We start from the raw sequence: 15081 nt of genomic DNA, 5'->3' as shown, positions 1-15081 counted from the left end.
GAGAAAAGTTCAGGAAAAGGTTGCAGGAAAGGTATTTGAAGTGCAGCATTGGCGATTCCGAAAATCTGCAGTTTGCCGACAGCAGTTTTGATGCAGTGACTGTAGCGTTTGGGGTGCGGAACTTCGAAAACTTGGAGAAGGGACTTTCAGAAATACATAGGGTCCTCAAACCGGGAGGCAAGGCCATCATCTTGGAGCTTTCCAATCCAACAGCATTTCCGATCAAACAGTTTTATAACTTTTATTTCCACAAGATGGTTCCAGCTTTCGGACGTTTGATTTCCAAGGACTCTAGTGCTTACTCTTATCTACCGGAGTCGGTAGCCAAATTTCCCGATGGCGAGCGGTTCGCAGAAATTACCCGGAGGGTGGGGTTCAAATCTACAAACGTAAAACCGCAGACGTTCGGGTTCTGTACGATTTATGAAGTAGAAAAATGAAACGTATCGGATTGACAGTCATTCTCAGCTTGCTGCTGTTGATAAATGCGTCATACGCGCAGCGAAAAATATCATTTCCGTTCAGTGGGGGATATGATGAGGAGGCCGAAATCCAAATAGGAATACAATATAATTTTCTAAAGCAAGACTACCAGTTGACGTTGAAAAACAACTGGCAGGTCTTATACGGTAAGGACACAGATCCGCAGGAGCTTACCTATTTGGGAGAGATAAAAGCCGTAAGCTCTAAGAGTGGGCATGGCTTTTCTTTTGGGATTCCTGTGGATTTCAAGCTGTCTGATATCGTTTATGCTTAATTTTACGCCTACGTTTGCAGTGATCAACGGATTGAGTATTCGTTATACATCGACGAATCCGGAGATTGCTCCTATAGTACGAAAGCCAAAGCAGGTAGTAGATGATCTTTATGGCGATAACTTCACGGCATTTGAATTTCCTGTAGCCCTAAAGCTTAGATCGGAAGAAAAAAAAAGTTTTTAAAACTGATGTAAGATATAGAGGTTATTTGCTGGGAGGTATACGTTATTTAAGATGGGCTGGAGCTGAGAGTTATTATGCTACAGCATCCAATTCTATAGACTCACAATCAGTGTATTCACCATCTTTAGTGCTTAGGAATGACTATATAGCTTGGGAAGCAGGATTAGGGTTCGATATCTATTTTTCGTTCTTTAAAATGTCGCCGGAAATCAGATTCAGTCAAAGTGTGAACAATATCTTTGACAATAACCATTTGCTGGCAAAGGACAATAAGTTTATGAAACCCTTAGATAAAGGGTTGATTAGGAATGTTTATTTCAGTTTAATTTTTCAATGATGAAGAGAACAGTTTTAATTACGGGAGCAAGTTCAGGCATTGGAGAGGCCTGTGCACGTGTATTGGCCGGAGAGGGAAGCTACAGGCTGCTGCTGTGTGCCCGTAGGGTAGAGCGTTTGGACAACCTGAAAAAAGCAATATTGACTGCATATCCTGCGACGGAGGTGTACACTTTTGAGTTGGACGTGCGTGACAGAATGCAGGTAGAATCCACGATAGAGAATCTTCCAGACGCTTGGAAAAACATCGATATATTAATCAATAATGCCGGGCTTAGCCAGGGTTTGGATCCTATACAGGATGGAGATCCGGACGACTGGGACCGTATGATAGACACCAACGTCAAAGGCTTGTTGTATGTTACCAAGGCAGTAACTCCACTGTTGAAGAAAAGTGCACATGCACATATCATTAATCTGGGCTCTATAGCCGGCAAAGAGGTATATCCCAACGGCAACGTGTATTGTGCTACCAAACATGCTGTGGACGCCCTCAATAAAGCTATGCGCATAGACTTGTTGCCTTTTGGTATTAAGGTGACGGCTATTAATCCGGGTATGGTGGAAACGGAATTTTCGGAGGTGCGCTTTAAGGGGGATAAGGAACGTGCCAAGGCCGTCTATCAGGGGCTTACCCCGCTTTGTGGAGACGATATTGCGGAAGTGATAGCTTTTGTGCTGTCAAGACCGGCACATGTCAATATCAATGATTTGTTAATAATGCCTACAGCGCAAGCTAACGGCACCATCGTAAATAGAAAATAAATTACTATGTCATTAGAACAAAAAATCAATCAGGATATTAAGGCTGCGATGCTTGCTAAAGATAACGCGCGCCTCCGTGGATTACGTGCTATAAAGGCGGCAATCCTTCTGGCGAAGACTGAAAAGGCTGCCAATGAAGAGCTTACTGAAGAAGCAGAAATCAAAGTGCTGCAGAAGTTGGTTAAGCAACGCAAAGAGTCGGGTGAAATCTATAAGGCCCAAGGACGTGATGATCTGTATCAGATAGAATTGGAAGAACAGAATGTTATTGAGGAGTATCTTCCAAAACAACTTTCGCGTGAAGAAATAGAAGAAATAGTAAAAAAGATCATTGCAGAGACCGGAGCCTCAGGAATGAAAGATATGGGTAGAGTGATGGGAGTGGCAAATGCTCAGTTGGCAGGCCGTGCTGATGGAAGAACTATTTCGGAAATTGTGAAATCTAGTCTGGCTTAAATACATGGATATTATCTGGAAAATTAAGGAATTCGAAGAACTTTCCAACTTTGAGCTCTATCAGATCCTTCAGCTTCGTATCAATGTGTTCATGCTGGAACAGGAGTGTCTCTATCCGGAGTGTGATAACAAGGATCTGAAGGGTAAGCATCTTATGGGCTATCTGAACAACCAACTGGTCGCATATGCAAGGCTTCTCCCACCGGGTGTATCTTACTCCGACGCTTCCATAGGCAGAGTGGTGGTACATCCTCAATGTCGTCATTTGAAGCTGGGAAATGCACTTATGTCAAAGGCAATAGCTCAGGTGAGAGAAGACTTCCCCAATGAAGATATACGTATCAGCGCCCAAGCACATCTCCAAGGCTTCTACGAAAGGGTAGGCTTTGAGAGGGTGAGTGAAGAATATTTGGAAGACAACATTCCGCATGTGGAAATGCTGTTTGAAAAAGAAAAGGGACTTGATTAAAGTCCCTTTTCTTTTTCTAATTCCATAATCTCTTCAGCCAAGCTTTCCCATTCGTGTTGCATTTTTTCATATTCAGCCTTTGCGGAATTGTAGTTGCGTGTGGCTTCCTGAAGCTTTATAGCATCTGAATAGACGGAGGCATCGGTGAGCAAGGCTTCCAATGTTTTGATTTCGTTTTCTTTCTCGGCGATGCGTTGTTCCAAGGCAGTGAGCTCTTTGTTTTTCTTTTGAAGCAGCTTTTTGGTGTCTTCCGTAGGGGTAGTTTTGGTTTTTGGAACCTCTTGTTTGACGGTTTTCTTTTCCTCTTTTGCTACTGTTTTCGGTTGACGTTTGGCACTCCACTCTTCGTATTCCTGATATGTTCCCGGATATTCTTTGATCTGTTTATCTTCGATAAACCAAATTTTGTTGGCTACATGGTCCAAGAAATAACGGTCGTGCGAAACGACAATGAAGGTGCCTTCATATTGTTGTAAGGCTTGGATCAGTACGTTTACCGAAGTCATGTCCAAGTGGTTTGTAGGCTCATCTAGTACAAGGAAATTAGCATCTGCGGTGAGAGCTTTTGCCAGAGCCACTCTCGACTTTTCACCTCCAGACAGCACACGGATTTTTTTGAACACGTCGTCCCCCGAAAAGAGGAAACATCCCAAAATGGAGCGAAGCTCCGTTTCCGTATGTTTAGGAGCGAAGGACTGCAGCTCTTGCAGGATGGTGTTGTCTAGATGTAGAGCTTCCAATTGATGCTGGGCGAAAAAGGTCTGCGTCACATTATGTCCTTTGATGACCTTTCCTTCAAATTGGTTGTCTGCTTCGGCCACAATACGCAAGAGGGTAGACTTCCCCTTACCGTTAGCACCTATAAGGGCTATCTTGTCACCTTTCTCTATGACCGCTCCTGTATTCCTTAAAATCTCAATATTAGGATAGGATTTGGAGATGTTTTCCAAAGTTACTACATGACGGCCCGATGGCTTGGAAAATTTGAATCGGAAGTTTACTTCCGGGTTGTCGTCGTCTACATCCTCCACGCGCTCCATACGTTCTAGTGCTTTGATGCGCGATTGCACCATCTTAGCTTTAGAAGCTTTGGCACGGAAACGTTCGATAAGGCGTTCTTCCTGTTTTATTTTTGCCTGTTGGTTTTTGTATTGGTTGGCCTGGATTTCGTTGCGCAACTCTTTTTCTTCGAGGTAGAAGCTGTAGTTACCTGCATAGAGGGTAAGCTTCCCTTTTCTTGATTCGACAATTTTGTTGACGATGCGGTCCAAGAAGTAGCGATCGTGAGAAACGATAACGATGGCTCCCTCGAAGCTTTGCAGGTAGTTTTCCAACCATTTGATCGAAGGCAAGTCCATGTGGTTGGTAGGCTCGTCCAAAAGTAGAATGTCCGGATTCTGAAGGAGTATGCGAGCAAGCATCACGCGCATACGCCATCCTCCGGAGAAGGTTGCCAACGGACGTTTTTGGTCTTCGTCCGAGAAGCCTAGCCCAGCCAGAATTTCATGGGCGCGGAACTCGATATTGTAGCCGTCCAACGCTTCGAACTCCATCTGTTTGTCACTAAGCTTGTTCAGGATATCGTCCGAATAGTTTGTTTCCAGTTGTTGTAGTAAATCCTCTATTTCAGTATGCAGTTGATTTTGGCGTTCGAAAGCCTCCATAGCCACATGAAGTATGCTCTTGTCGGAGTGATAGGACAGCAAGTCCTGGTTCAGGTAACCTATCTTGATGTCTTTGGCTTTGGAGATAGTACCCGAGGTAGGAGTATATTCACCTACTATAAGACGAAGCAATGTCGATTTGCCGGCACCGTTGGCACCGATCAATCCTACCTTGTCACCCGGTTTGATATGCCAATTGGCTTCGTCATACAGTACGCGCGAGCCAATTTCAAATGTCAAGTTATTTATTGATATCATTTCGTTGCAAAAGTAGTGAATATTTCTGCTTCTTTTCTACCTTTGTAGCTCGGTAAGAGGAGTTATTATAACAAAAACCTTCATTGATATTATGTACAAACTGATAAAACCACTTTTCTTTTCGATGGCTCCGGAGAAGGCACACCATACAGTGACCAGATCCTTGCGTTCCTTGACCAAAGTGTGGGGGGTGAAGCCCTTGTTGAAATCTATTTATACCATAGAAGATCCCCGCCTGGAGCGTGAAGTGTTTGGTTTGAAATTTAAGAATCCGGTGGGGTTGGCTGCAGGTTTCGACAAAAATGCCGAATACATTGAAGAGATGTCCAATTTCGGATTTGGTTTTATCGAGATAGGTACTGTTACTCCTAGGCCGCAGCCGGGCAATGACAAGCCGCGTATGTTTCGCCTAATTCCGGATGAAGCTTTAATCAACCGAATGGGATTCAACAACCAAGGTGCAGATGTTGCTGCCGGACGCCTTAAACACCTGAAAAACCGTAATGGCCTCATCATCGGCGGTAATATTGGTAAAAACAAGGTGACGCCGAATGAAGAAGCCGTGAACGATTATATTTATTGTTTTAACGCGTTGTACGATTACGTGGATTATTTTGTGGTGAATGTCAGTTCACCTAATACACCGGGCCTTCGTGATTTGCAGGAAAAGGAGCCTTTGATGCGCATCCTAAACACCTTGCAGGGGCTCAACTCCCAAAAAGAGGTGCCTAAACCTATCCTGCTTAAAATAGCTCCTGATCTTACGGACTCACAACTCGACGATATCGTTGAGATAGTTACTACAAAACAAAAATTGCGGGGCTTATCGCTACCAATACGACCATTTCCAGAGAAGGACTGCAGTCCGATTCGAATTTAGTCAAAGAGACAGGAGGGGTCAGCGGGAAGCCTCTTACAAAGCGATCTACCGAAGTAATCCGATATGTGCATGAGAAATCTAATGGTGCTTTTCCTATCATCGGGGTGGGGGGAATACACTCTGCTGCCGACGCCTTAGAAAAGCTAAAAGCCGGAGCTTCTTTGGTGCAGATTTATACCGGTTTTATTTACGAAGGTCCGGGATTAATAAGGGATATATGTAAAGGAATTCTTAATAGCAAATAAAGACAGTCCGGCATGCCGGACTTTTTTTGCTGACATTATGGCAAAAACCTTTTAAACCATATGATGTTTTCATAGTCTGAACAGTAGAAAGTTAGTAAAAGGGCTGTTAAAAATTGTTAACAGCATCTGCCAAAAAGTTATTTGGCACATCAATTGAAATACAGTAATTGCTTTCATAATTTAGGTTATAATTGGTTAGTTAGTTAGAAATCCTTCAATCTCCCCGGTTGAGGGATTTTCTTTTAATATTATTTAACAATAAAAAATTGGTAATCGAGAATTTAATATTTAATTTTCACTTATCAAATACATTACATTATGATAAACATGAAAAGAATAGTGCCCATAACGATATTGCTTGGTGGTCTGATGGTGACAGGCTGTGTAAGCAAAAAACAGTATGCTGCTCTGGATGCACAGTATAAAGATTTGGGGCAGTTATACCACAAAACGCAGATGGAGTTGACAGAAAGTAGGGCCAAGGTGAAAAGCCTAGAGGATATGTTGGATTATGAGCGTAAAAACAATGCGGCGTTGAAGGAAGCCTATGCAAAGCTACAAGCTTCTCTGGATAAGAGTATTGCCCAAAACTCACAAGGCAATGTTAACATCTCCAAGCTTGTGGATGAAATCAACGCTTCCAACCGATATATCCAGCATTTGGTTAACACTAAAAATAAGTCAGATTCATTGAATATGGTGTTGACAAACAGGCTTACCCGTTCATTGAGTCGTGAAGAGATGAAAGATGTGGATGTGCAGGTGTTGAAAGGAGTGGTCTATATTTCGCTGTCCGACAATATGCTATACAAGTCGGGTAGCTACGAAATTTCCGAAAGAGCAGGCGAAACATTAAGCAAGATAGCCAAAATCATTCAAGATTATAAAGATTATGAAGTGTTGGTAGAAGGAAATACGGATACTGATCCTATCTCAAAGCCTAATATCCGAAACAACTGGGACTTGTCGGTTTTGAGGGCTTCGTCGGTTGTTCAGGCTCTGCAAAACGATTACGGAGTAGATCCTAAACGTCTGACTGCTGGAGGTCGTGGCGAATACAATCCTATTGCAGACAATAGTACCGCCTCAGGAAAAGCACGCAACCGCCGCACTCAGATTATCATCACACCTAAGTTGGATCAATTTATGGAGTTGATCGATAAAGCGCCGGAGACAGAACAGCATTCGGTAGATTTTTAGATGTTAAAAAATAAAGAGTTAAGGCCCTTGGCATAGATGTCAAGGGCTTTTTGTTTTAATTTGGCACGATTGTTCGTATCAAAAGGTATGCTGAAGTTTCGACAAATCTCTCGTATAGTAGGAGGGCTTTCATTTAGCTTTTTTGGTAGGCTGTCATTCCATTTATATGCCCAATGTACCTGCCACACCTATGCTCCGTGAAGCCGGAGAAGTATATGTGGGAGGGCATTTTAATGCGCAGGGCAATATTTCGGGAAATTTGGCCTTGGCACTGACGGATAATGTAGGGCTTGTCGCCAATGCATCCACCGTCAATACTGGAGCAAATAATAATGATTATTTCCGTCAGTGGCTCGCAGAAGGAGGCATAGGATATTTTACACGGATAGGAAAAGACCAAAGACAGGTTTTCGAAGTATATATGGGGTATGGTATAGGCAATACCAAAGATTTCAAGCAACGTGCTTCCGTGATGGGGTATGAACTGGTGGAGGCAAGAGAAATGGACTTCGACAAGATCTTTGTTCAGTTTAACTATTCTTCCACTCGAAAAAAGAAAATAAATATCTTCGGAGATAGGAAGGAATTAAACTATGGCACTGCAATTCGTCTAAGTAGAGTAGGGATGCAGAAGTTTGCTGTAGATGGTGTATCTGTGACAGGGGAGGAAAATTTTTTTATTAGAACCTCTGTTTTTTACGCGGATGCAGCTTGTGAACGGTCTGCAATTGCAGTACACCAACGGATTTAATATAGGGTTGAACAAAAATGAATATCTGAAAGCCGGAAATTCGGTGTTTACGTTAGGATTAGTTTATACATTTGGAAAAAAATAATATATGAAGCGATTATTACTATCAGTAGCGGTATTGCTGGTTTTGATGTTAAGTGGTTGTGCGTTGAACCAACGAGCACAGGTGGAAGCTTTAAGCAAGTTTAATTACGATGTCACTTCCGTGCAAAATATGCGTATTGCGGGACGAGAGATAAGCTCTTTCGAAGCCGATGGGGGAATATCTTTGAGCAGCTTGCCTGGCTTGGCGGTAGCTTTGCTTACCAAAGATCTTCCATTGGAAGCTACAGTAAACTTGCAGATGACGAACCCGACGACTACTACAACAAAAATCAACGAGTTTAAATATTTGATTGAAATCGGTGGTAAACCGCTTTTCGAGGGGGCAGTCAATGAAAATATCAATCTGGCGCAAGGACAAAGTATGATAGTTCCGTTGACCTTTAGAGCTAATCTTTTCGGAGTAGCGCAAGAGCAAGGCGTCGAAAAACTGTTAAGCGACCTCTTCACCCGCAAAAGTAATGCACTGCTGGCTCTGAAAATTAAACCTTCGGTAAGAATAGGAAACAAAAACTTTTTCTATCCGGGATATATCACGGTAGACAAAGATTTCGGAAAATCTCTTTCCAAATCGGTAAGTAAAGGTTTAGAAAAACTTCAATAAGGTAAGGACAACGAAAGTTGTCCTTTTTTTATAATCCGAAAATCATTTTTGCTGTATTCTTTTCTAATAAAATTTTGATTATCCTGCATTGTGCTCTTACTTTGTGATGTCCATTCTCTTCCAAGTCTATGGATGTCTAAAATTGAAGATTTAAACAAAACCGATAATGTCAAATTTTATACTCATCTTCCTCTGCCTGACCTTGGGTTATGTTTTTCGTTCGCTGAAACTGATTAAGAAGGGAGGACATTTAGCTATAAACACTTGGGTAATTTATGTAGCTTGCCTGCCGTGGCACTTAAGTATATTCCTGCCATAGAATGGAGTTTGGATTATCTATATACGGCAATACTTCCCTTTTTGTCTTTTGCTATTTCTTTTGCTGTGTGTTCATTGTTGAACCGCTGGCAGCATTTTTCCAAAAGGACTTTATATACGATGATAATCGCAGGAGGGTTATGCAATACCTCTTTCATAGGTTTTCCGCTGGTGAGCAGTTACTATGGAGAAGAGTACCTGAAGGTAGCGATTGTGAGCGATCAGGTTACTTTTTTTTCTGCTTTCTTTTATTTGGGGTGTTATTGGCTTCTAGTACCAAAAACATCTTCTCGACATCAAAAGAAAAATATACTTATATCGTTAAGAGAATTATCACCTTTCCTCCTTTAATAGCTTGTATTGTAGCGCTAATTTTTCATGCATATTTAAACCATCCTGTTTTGCACGACCTCTTTTCCAGTTTGGCGGCAACGGTAAGCCCTATGGCTTTATTTTCCATTGGTATACAGCTGAACTTCAAAAGAATATCGCATGAACTTAATGCGCTATATACGGGGTTGTTTGTGAAGCTGTTGGTTGCTCCGACAGCATGTTTGCTATTGGTTTATCTCTTAGGGCTTCATGGCAATTTCTTTCGCGTGTCGGTATTTGAGATGACCATGCCTTGTCTGGTTGCTTCCAGTATCGTGATAGAAAAATTTGGCCTTAATGTTAAATTCGCTAACACCTTGATAGGAGTAAGCATCGTAGTGGGAATTTTGCTTTCATTTGCTTGGTATAGGTTAATAAATACACTTTTGTAATTTAGTTGTTACCTTATAGCATTTTTATTTTTATAATTGGATTAATAGCTTATCTTAGAGTTAATTTTGTTTAGCTATCAACCAATTATAGAGATAAATGAAGGCATACCCGATTCTTTTTTATTTTTTTGCAGCATCCCTCAGTTTTACATTATGTCAGTGCTCAGCATATTTCCAAAAAAGATCAAATCCAAGGCCTCTGATATTTCTTTCGAAAAATATGTTCAGTATATAGAAGGTACGCCTTTAAGTTTCAGTATGGAAGCGATACCGGGTGGTTCCTTTCTTATGGGGGATAATCATTCGCAAAAGGGGGATGAAGCTCCTGCACGATGAGGTAGAGTTAGATCCTTTTTGGATGAGTACCTATGAAATCACGTGGGATTTGTTTCAGGCCTTTCTCTATAAAGATTACGAAAAATCCAAACAGGAAGAAGGGCAGGTTCCGGTAGAAGTGGATGCGGTGACCAGACCTACTAAGCCTTATCTAGATATGACTTTCGGCTTCGGCAAAGAGGGATATCCTGCTTTGGCGATGACCCATTATAATGCTATTCAGTTTTGCAAATGGCTGTATGTGCGCACGGGGGTGTTTTACAGGCTGCCAACAGAAGCGGAATGGGAATATGCTTGTCGTGCCGGTTCCACGACGGCCTACCATTTTGGAGACGACGCCAAACAGCTGGACGAATATGCTTGGTATGCGGCCAACAGTGGACAAAAGACGCATCCTGTTGGACAGAAAAAGCCCAATGCTTTCGGACTTTATGATATGATTGGCAATGTAGCGGAATGGACTTATGATCAATATCACGCCGATTTTTACAAGCAGTTTGCAGGCAAGAAAGCTAAGAATCCTGTGGCAGAGCCTACGGAGCTTTATCCTCATGTGGTAAGAGGAGGCTCGTTTCGTAGTGATGCAAAAGAGCTGCGTTCGGCTGCCCGATCTTTTTCAGATCCGGAGTGGAAACAGCTGGATCCGCAGGTTCCCAAGTCAAACTGGTGGTTCCCAGAAGCTTCTTTTGTCGGCTTGAGAATCGTACGGCCTTTGGTTCCGCCGTCGCCAGAGGAGATTAAGGCTTATTACGACAAAGAACCTATTGAAGATTTCTAACATCAACGCAATAATAACCTATAAACCTAAAATTATATTTTTCTATGGAATCATGTAATAGAAGAGAATTTATTAAGGCTTCTTCGGTGCTGACGGGAACGGCAGCATTGTCGACCTCCAATATTTCTTCTGTTTTTGCGGGAGGAAGTGATGTCATCAGGATCGCTTTGGTGGGGTGTGGTGGCAGAGGGACGGGAGCTGCTTCTGATGCATTGCAGTCCGGCCAGAACGTGAAGCTTGTCGCTTTGGCTGACGTGTTTCAAGATAATCTGGATAAAGCCTATATCAACCTGTCTAAAAAATTTGGCGAACAAGGTAGATGTTCCTGAATCCCGTAGATATGTAGGTTTTGATGCTTATAAACACGCTATTAAGGATGCCGATGTGGTATTGCTTGTCACGCCTCCGGGCTTCCGCCCAATACATTTTGAAGAGGCAGTAAAACAAGGCAAGCACGTCTTCATGGAAAAATCCGTAGCTGTAGATGTTCCGGGGGTTCGCCGTGTGTTGGATGCCGGAAAGATTGCTGAGCAGAAAAAGCTGAACGTCGTGGTGGGCTTACAACGTCGCTATCAATATAACTACCGTGAGGGAATAAAAAGGGTGCACGAAGGAGCCATAGGCGATATCGTGGCAGGACAGGTGTTTTGGAACAGTGGAGGGGTGTGGGTACGGCCACGTAAACCGGGACAGACCGAGATGGAATATCAGATGCGCAACTGGTATTACTTCAACTGGCTTTGCGGTGATCATATCGTAGAGCAGCATGTCCATAATATTGATGTGGCAAACTGGATAAAAGGTAAATATCCGGTGTCGATACAGGGAGTAGGGTCCCGAGCTCACCGTGTGGGTAAAGACTATGGAGAGATTTACGACAATTTTTCCGTGGAACTTACATACGATGATGGCTCAGTAATCAACAGTCAGTGCTGTCATTTTGAAGGTTCCTTCAATAGAGTCGATGAGACTTTCCAAGGTACGAAAGGACGTATCTATCTTTCGGCGGGAGGACAGGCTATCTTGTGGGACCATAAAGGTCGTGAAATCTATAGACACGATCCACAGGGTAATCCTAACCCTTATCGCCAGGAGCATGTGGAATTATTTGAGGCAATAGCCAAAGGAGAATATAAGTTTAACAATACGGAATACGGGGCTTACAGTTCGCTGACAGGAATTATAGGGCGGGCGGCTTGCTACACCGGTAAGGTTATCAAGTGGGAAGAAGCATTGAAGTCGAATGTGGATCTGCTGCCGGAAAAATTCGATTGGAATGCTAATCCTAAAGTCATGCCTGATGAAAATGGCATGTATGCCGCTCCGATTCCAGGTGTTAACACGGATAAACATATATAATGTGTTGAAAAGCGTAATACTACTGGTCATAGCTGTATGTGCAAGTGGAATCCGGGCGAACCCTAACCAGCCGGTGGAAGAGTTTAATCTTCAGGGCTTTGCCCAAGGAACCACTTATTCTATTCGATATTATGCTGCCGACAGTCTGGTGCGGAGATATCAGGTGGATAGCCTTCTGCGCGTCATTGACCAGTCTATGTCTATCTATAATGCGGAATCATAAATTACGCTTTTCAATAAAGAGGAAACCAAGGAAATGTCTTTGGATATCCATATGCAGAAGGTGATACGTGCTTCTTTGAAATATAATAAGCTCACTAAGGGATTTTTTGATATCACGGTACTACCACTTGTGAACTTATGGGGATTTGGTCCTCAAAAAAAGATGGAGGAACCTACCTCTACACAGATTGACAGTGTAAGAAAATTTGTCGGCATAGATAAAATATTACTTAAAGGTAACCGTTTAATAAAAAGGGCTTCTAAGGTATCCTTGGTATTGGATGGAATTGCTCAAGGTTATACGGTAGATATTCTAGCCGATTTTTTTAAAAACAAACAGATAAATCGATTTATTATCGAATTGGGAGGGGAAATTTATGCTTATGGTGTCAAACCTGATGGCGAAAGTTTTAAAGTACGCATACAACGACCGTATCGTGATTCGGAGGAAGGTTATATCATGACGTTACAGGACAGAGCTATTACCACGTCCGGAAATTATGAAAAGTATAGAATTACTGATGGACAACATATTTCGCATCATATAAACCCTGCCACTGGGCGTACTGTGCAGAATACGACGATAAGTGCGACCGTGATAGCGAAGACAGCTATGCAGGCCGATGCCTTAGATAATTACCTAATGTTTCTGCCGCCAGAGGAAGCGATAGCCTTTGTCGAGAAACAAAAAGAGGTGGAAGCGTATATTATCTATGAAGAAAATAATGAGTTAAAAGAATTGCAAAGCTCAGGATTTAATAATTATATTTATAACATCAATCATAAACCTAATTGATAATTATGAAAAGAACTGACTTTATAAAAAACTCGGGTTTGATATTTTCAAGTCTTCTTTTATCAAGCCGGAGAGCCAGTGCTGAAAACTGGGAAGTTCTTGACAATAAAACTTTTAAATTGGATTATGCTCCGCATCAGGGAATGTTTTCCGCCTCGGCAGGGAAAAATTTTCTGGATCAGATAAAATATATGTACGACCTGGGATTTCGCAGTATCGAAGACAACGGTATGCCGGGGCGTAGTGTTGAAGAGCAAATCAAAATAGGAGAGCTGTTGGCTAAATTGGGAATGCGTATGGGGGTTTTTGTCGTTCCCAAAGGAGGCAATGGACAAAATACTTTAGCAGCCAACAAAAAGGAGCATATAGAAATTTTTCTGAACGGATGTCGCCAGTCTGTAGAGGTAGCCAAGCGTGTCAATGCGAAATGGGTTACGGTAGTGCCGGGAGATTATGCGCGTCATCTTCCTTTAGGGGTACAGACCGCCAATGTGGTGGAAGCCTTGAAGCGTGGTGCTGAGATTTTTGAGCCGCACGGCATTACGATGGTATTAGAACCGTTAAGTGACACTCCTGACCTCTTTTTGCGATATACGGATCAGGCTTATGAGATTTGTAAGGCTGTGGACAGCCCTTCCTGCAAGATTCTTTACGATGTATACCATCAGCAGAAGAACGAAGGTAATATCATAAACAATTTGGAATTGTGTTGGTCCGAGATCGCTTATATCCAAGTAGGGGATAATCCAGGCAGAAAGGAACCTTTTACTGGTGAGATTAATTATAAAAATGTATTCAAGTGGCTATATAATAAAGGGTATAAAGGTATCGTGGGAATGGAACATGGCATGTCTCAATCCGGAGTAGAGGGAGAAAAATTGTTGGTAGCTGCTTACAGGAAAGCTGATAATTTTTAAATTAGAAGTATAGATAATCAATTATAAACATATGAACTTAATTACGAAGGCAAAATTATCTTTCATGATGTTCCTCGAATTTTTCATTTGGGGAGCTTGGTTCGTTACGTTGGGAACCTTCTTGAGCAAAACGCTCAACGCTACAGGGCTGGAAACTGCCAACGTATTTTCTACACAATCTTGGGGAGCTATCATAGCGCCATTTATTATCGGATTGATTGCAGACCGCTATTTTAATGCGGAGAGGATTTTGGGAATACTTCACTTGATAGGAGCTTTTCTGATGTATAAGCTTTATTCCAGTGATACCATAGCGGTATTTTTTCCTTTTGTGTTGGGTTATATGATTCTTTTCATGCCCACCTTGTCGTTGGTCAACTCGGTGTCTTTCCGTCAGATGACCAATCCAGAAAAGGAATTTTCCATCATACGTCTTTTCGGCACCATAGGATGGATTGTAGCGGGAATGTCTATAAGTTATATTTTCAAGTGGGATACGGAAGAAGCTATAGGGCAGGGTATGCTTAGAAATACCTTTTTGTTGGCTTCGGTAGCGTCATTGGTGTTAGGCTTGTTTAGCTTCCTGCTGCCAAAAACACCTCCGGTGAAGGTGGAAGGAGCAGAGAAGAAAACTATATCACAGATTTTAGGGTTGGATGCCATCGCACTATTGAAAGACAGAAACTTTTAGTGTTCGTGGTCTCTTCAGTACTTATATGCATCCCTCTGGCATTCTATTACCAATATGCTAATCAATTCTTGACGGAGGTGGGGATGTCTAACCTACGGGTAAGATGACGATAGGACAGATTTCTGAAGTGTTGTGTCTTATTTATTTGTGCTTCCTTGTGTTTTTTACCCGTTTTGGTTTCAAGAATACCATTTGTTGTAGGTATGTTGTGCTGGCCTTGCGCTATCTG

General features: G+C 42.2%; 20 protein-coding genes and 1 pseudogene. 19 read left to right on the top strand and 2 right to left on the bottom strand.

Annotated elements, in window-relative coordinates; genetic code table 11:
• The 6 genes from SD31_RS02510 to SD31_RS02480 form a co-directional block, all read left to right on the top strand.
• On the top strand, positions 1-440 hold a 440-nt coding region (locus tag SD31_RS02510; RefSeq protein ID WP_039052981.1), incomplete at its 5' end, for a class I SAM-dependent methyltransferase.
• Positions 437-757 carry a hypothetical protein gene (locus tag SD31_RS02505; RefSeq protein ID WP_039052978.1) on the top strand — a complete coding sequence of 107 codons (321 nt, stop codon included), beginning with the start codon at positions 437-439 and terminating at the stop codon, positions 755-757. The genes SD31_RS02510 and SD31_RS02505, both read left to right, overlap by 4 nt.
• On the top strand, positions 750-941 hold the full coding sequence (locus SD31_RS02500) for a hypothetical protein (protein WP_039052977.1): 192 nt from the start codon (positions 750-752) through the stop codon (positions 939-941). Before SD31_RS02505 ends, SD31_RS02500 begins: the two co-directional genes overlap by 8 nt.
• A 336-nt stretch (positions 942-1277) precedes the next feature.
• Positions 1278-2042 (top strand): SDR family oxidoreductase, encoded by a 765-nt coding sequence (locus tag SD31_RS02490; RefSeq protein WP_039052975.1) that lies wholly within the window; start codon positions 1278-1280, stop codon positions 2040-2042.
• Between the two features lie 6 nt (positions 2043-2048).
• Positions 2049-2498: a GatB/YqeY domain-containing protein gene (locus SD31_RS02485; RefSeq protein WP_039052974.1), complete on the top strand. Its 450-nt coding sequence runs from the start codon at positions 2049-2051 to the stop codon at positions 2496-2498.
• A 4-nt stretch (positions 2499-2502) separates the two neighbouring features.
• Positions 2503-2967, top strand: a complete 465-nt coding sequence (locus tag SD31_RS02480) for a GNAT family N-acetyltransferase (protein WP_039052973.1) — start codon at positions 2503-2505, stop codon at positions 2965-2967.
• Here the strand turns inward: SD31_RS02480 and SD31_RS02475 are convergent.
• Complete coding sequence (locus tag SD31_RS02475; protein WP_039052972.1) at positions 2964-4889, bottom strand: ABC-F family ATP-binding cassette domain-containing protein; 1926 nt, start codon at positions 4887-4889, stop codon at positions 2964-2966. The two genes, SD31_RS02480 and SD31_RS02475, sit on opposite strands and share 4 nt — an antisense overlap.
• A 91-nt stretch (positions 4890-4980) precedes the next feature.
• Between SD31_RS02475 and SD31_RS02470 the strand changes: the two are divergent.
• From SD31_RS02470 to SD31_RS02455, 4 genes and pseudogenes are all read left to right on the top strand, one after another.
• Positions 4981-6014, top strand: a pseudogene (locus tag SD31_RS02470) (quinone-dependent dihydroorotate dehydrogenase).
• 318 nt (positions 6015-6332) lie between these two features.
• Positions 6333-7214: a flagellar motor protein MotB gene (locus tag SD31_RS02465; RefSeq protein WP_410528228.1), complete on the top strand. Its 882-nt coding sequence runs from the start codon at positions 6333-6335 to the stop codon at positions 7212-7214.
• 166 nt (positions 7215-7380) lie between these two features.
• Positions 7381-7965 carry a hypothetical protein gene (locus SD31_RS02460; RefSeq protein ID WP_231561089.1) on the top strand — a complete coding sequence of 195 codons (585 nt, stop codon included), beginning with the start codon at positions 7381-7383 and terminating at the stop codon, positions 7963-7965.
• 88 nt (positions 7966-8053) lie between these two features.
• Positions 8054-8671 carry a hypothetical protein gene (locus SD31_RS02455; RefSeq protein WP_052258572.1) on the top strand — a complete coding sequence of 206 codons (618 nt, stop codon included), beginning with the start codon at positions 8054-8056 and terminating at the stop codon, positions 8669-8671.
• 332 nt (positions 8672-9003) lie between these two features.
• On the opposite strand, the gene SD31_RS16940 is transcribed toward SD31_RS02455, so the two are convergent.
• On the bottom strand, positions 9004-9147 hold the full coding sequence (locus tag SD31_RS16940; RefSeq protein ID WP_197053493.1) for a hypothetical protein: 144 nt from the start codon (positions 9145-9147) through the stop codon (positions 9004-9006).
• Here SD31_RS16940 and SD31_RS02450 point away from each other — a divergent pair.
• From SD31_RS02450 to SD31_RS02425, 9 genes are all read left to right on the top strand, one after another.
• Positions 9130-9753 carry an AEC family transporter gene (locus tag SD31_RS02450; RefSeq protein WP_231561088.1) on the top strand — a complete coding sequence of 208 codons (624 nt, stop codon included), beginning with the start codon at positions 9130-9132 and terminating at the stop codon, positions 9751-9753. The genes SD31_RS16940 and SD31_RS02450 overlap by 18 nt on opposite strands.
• 153 nt (positions 9754-9906) lie before the next feature.
• Positions 9907-10089 (top strand): hypothetical protein, encoded by a 183-nt coding sequence (locus tag SD31_RS18130; protein WP_231561087.1) that lies wholly within the window; start codon positions 9907-9909, stop codon positions 10087-10089.
• A complete protein-coding gene (locus SD31_RS02445; protein ID WP_231561086.1) occupies positions 10070-10867 on the top strand; it encodes a formylglycine-generating enzyme family protein in 798 nt (265 codons plus the stop codon). The genes SD31_RS18130 and SD31_RS02445 overlap by 20 nt, the downstream gene beginning before the upstream one ends.
• A gap of 44 nt (positions 10868-10911) precedes the next feature.
• Positions 10912-11196: a twin-arginine translocation signal domain-containing protein gene (locus SD31_RS18125; protein ID WP_231561085.1), complete on the top strand. Its 285-nt coding sequence runs from the start codon at positions 10912-10914 to the stop codon at positions 11194-11196.
• Entirely contained in the window at positions 11171-12226 is a 1056-nt protein-coding gene (locus SD31_RS02440; protein WP_231561084.1) for a Gfo/Idh/MocA family protein, read from the top strand. The genes SD31_RS18125 and SD31_RS02440 overlap by 26 nt, the downstream gene beginning before the upstream one ends.
• Positions 12227-12230: 4 nt before the next feature.
• Complete coding sequence (locus tag SD31_RS14750) at positions 12231-12449, top strand: hypothetical protein (RefSeq protein ID WP_231561083.1); 219 nt, start codon at positions 12231-12233, stop codon at positions 12447-12449.
• Positions 12450-13244 carry an FAD:protein FMN transferase gene (locus SD31_RS02435; protein WP_262506506.1) on the top strand — a complete coding sequence of 265 codons (795 nt, stop codon included), beginning with the start codon at positions 12450-12452 and terminating at the stop codon, positions 13242-13244.
• A gap of 5 nt (positions 13245-13249) precedes the next feature.
• Positions 13250-14161: a hydroxypyruvate isomerase family protein gene (locus SD31_RS02430; RefSeq protein WP_039052971.1), complete on the top strand. Its 912-nt coding sequence runs from the start codon at positions 13250-13252 to the stop codon at positions 14159-14161.
• 31 nt (positions 14162-14192) lie between these two features.
• The gene (locus tag SD31_RS02425; protein WP_231561082.1) at positions 14193-14852 is read left to right on the top strand and encodes an MFS transporter; all 660 of its coding nucleotides are present in this window, start codon (positions 14193-14195) and stop codon (positions 14850-14852) included.
• The last annotated feature ends 229 nt before the right edge of the window (positions 14853-15081 follow it).

The organism is Sphingobacterium sp. T2 (assembly GCF_000814685.1).
Lineage (GTDB): Bacteria > Bacteroidota > Bacteroidia > Sphingobacteriales > Sphingobacteriaceae > Sphingobacterium > Sphingobacterium thermophilum.
This window is presented reverse-complemented; position numbering and strand designations above follow the sequence as displayed.

Coding starts and splice junctions, on each gene's coding strand:
- SD31_RS18125 (WP_231561085.1), top strand. CDS start 10,912: ATGGAATCATGTAATAGAAGAGAATTTATTAAGGCTTCTTCGGTGCTG.
- SD31_RS16940 (WP_197053493.1), bottom strand. CDS start 9,147: ATGAAAGAGGTATTGCATAACCCTCCTGCGATTATCATCGTATATAAA.
- SD31_RS18130 (WP_231561087.1), top strand. CDS start 9,907: ATGTCAGTGCTCAGCATATTTCCAAAAAAGATCAAATCCAAGGCCTCT.
- SD31_RS02450 (WP_231561088.1), top strand. CDS start 9,130: ATGCAATACCTCTTTCATAGGTTTTCCGCTGGTGAGCAGTTACTATGG.
- SD31_RS02425 (WP_231561082.1), top strand. CDS start 14,193: ATGAACTTAATTACGAAGGCAAAATTATCTTTCATGATGTTCCTCGAA.
- SD31_RS02490 (WP_039052975.1), top strand. CDS start 1,278: ATGAAGAGAACAGTTTTAATTACGGGAGCAAGTTCAGGCATTGGAGAG.
- SD31_RS02485 (WP_039052974.1), top strand. CDS start 2,049: ATGTCATTAGAACAAAAAATCAATCAGGATATTAAGGCTGCGATGCTT.
- SD31_RS02460 (WP_231561089.1), top strand. CDS start 7,381: ATGCCCAATGTACCTGCCACACCTATGCTCCGTGAAGCCGGAGAAGTA.
- SD31_RS02480 (WP_039052973.1), top strand. CDS start 2,503: ATGGATATTATCTGGAAAATTAAGGAATTCGAAGAACTTTCCAACTTT.
- SD31_RS02455 (WP_052258572.1), top strand. CDS start 8,054: ATGAAGCGATTATTACTATCAGTAGCGGTATTGCTGGTTTTGATGTTA.
- SD31_RS02505 (WP_039052978.1), top strand. CDS start 437: ATGAAACGTATCGGATTGACAGTCATTCTCAGCTTGCTGCTGTTGATA.
- SD31_RS02445 (WP_231561086.1), top strand. CDS start 10,070: ATGAAGCTCCTGCACGATGAGGTAGAGTTAGATCCTTTTTGGATGAGT.
- SD31_RS02500 (WP_039052977.1), top strand. CDS start 750: ATGCTTAATTTTACGCCTACGTTTGCAGTGATCAACGGATTGAGTATT.
- SD31_RS02430 (WP_039052971.1), top strand. CDS start 13,250: ATGAAAAGAACTGACTTTATAAAAAACTCGGGTTTGATATTTTCAAGT.
- SD31_RS02465 (WP_410528228.1), top strand. CDS start 6,333: ATGATAAACATGAAAAGAATAGTGCCCATAACGATATTGCTTGGTGGT.
- SD31_RS02475 (WP_039052972.1), bottom strand. CDS start 4,889: ATGATATCAATAAATAACTTGACATTTGAAATTGGCTCGCGCGTACTG.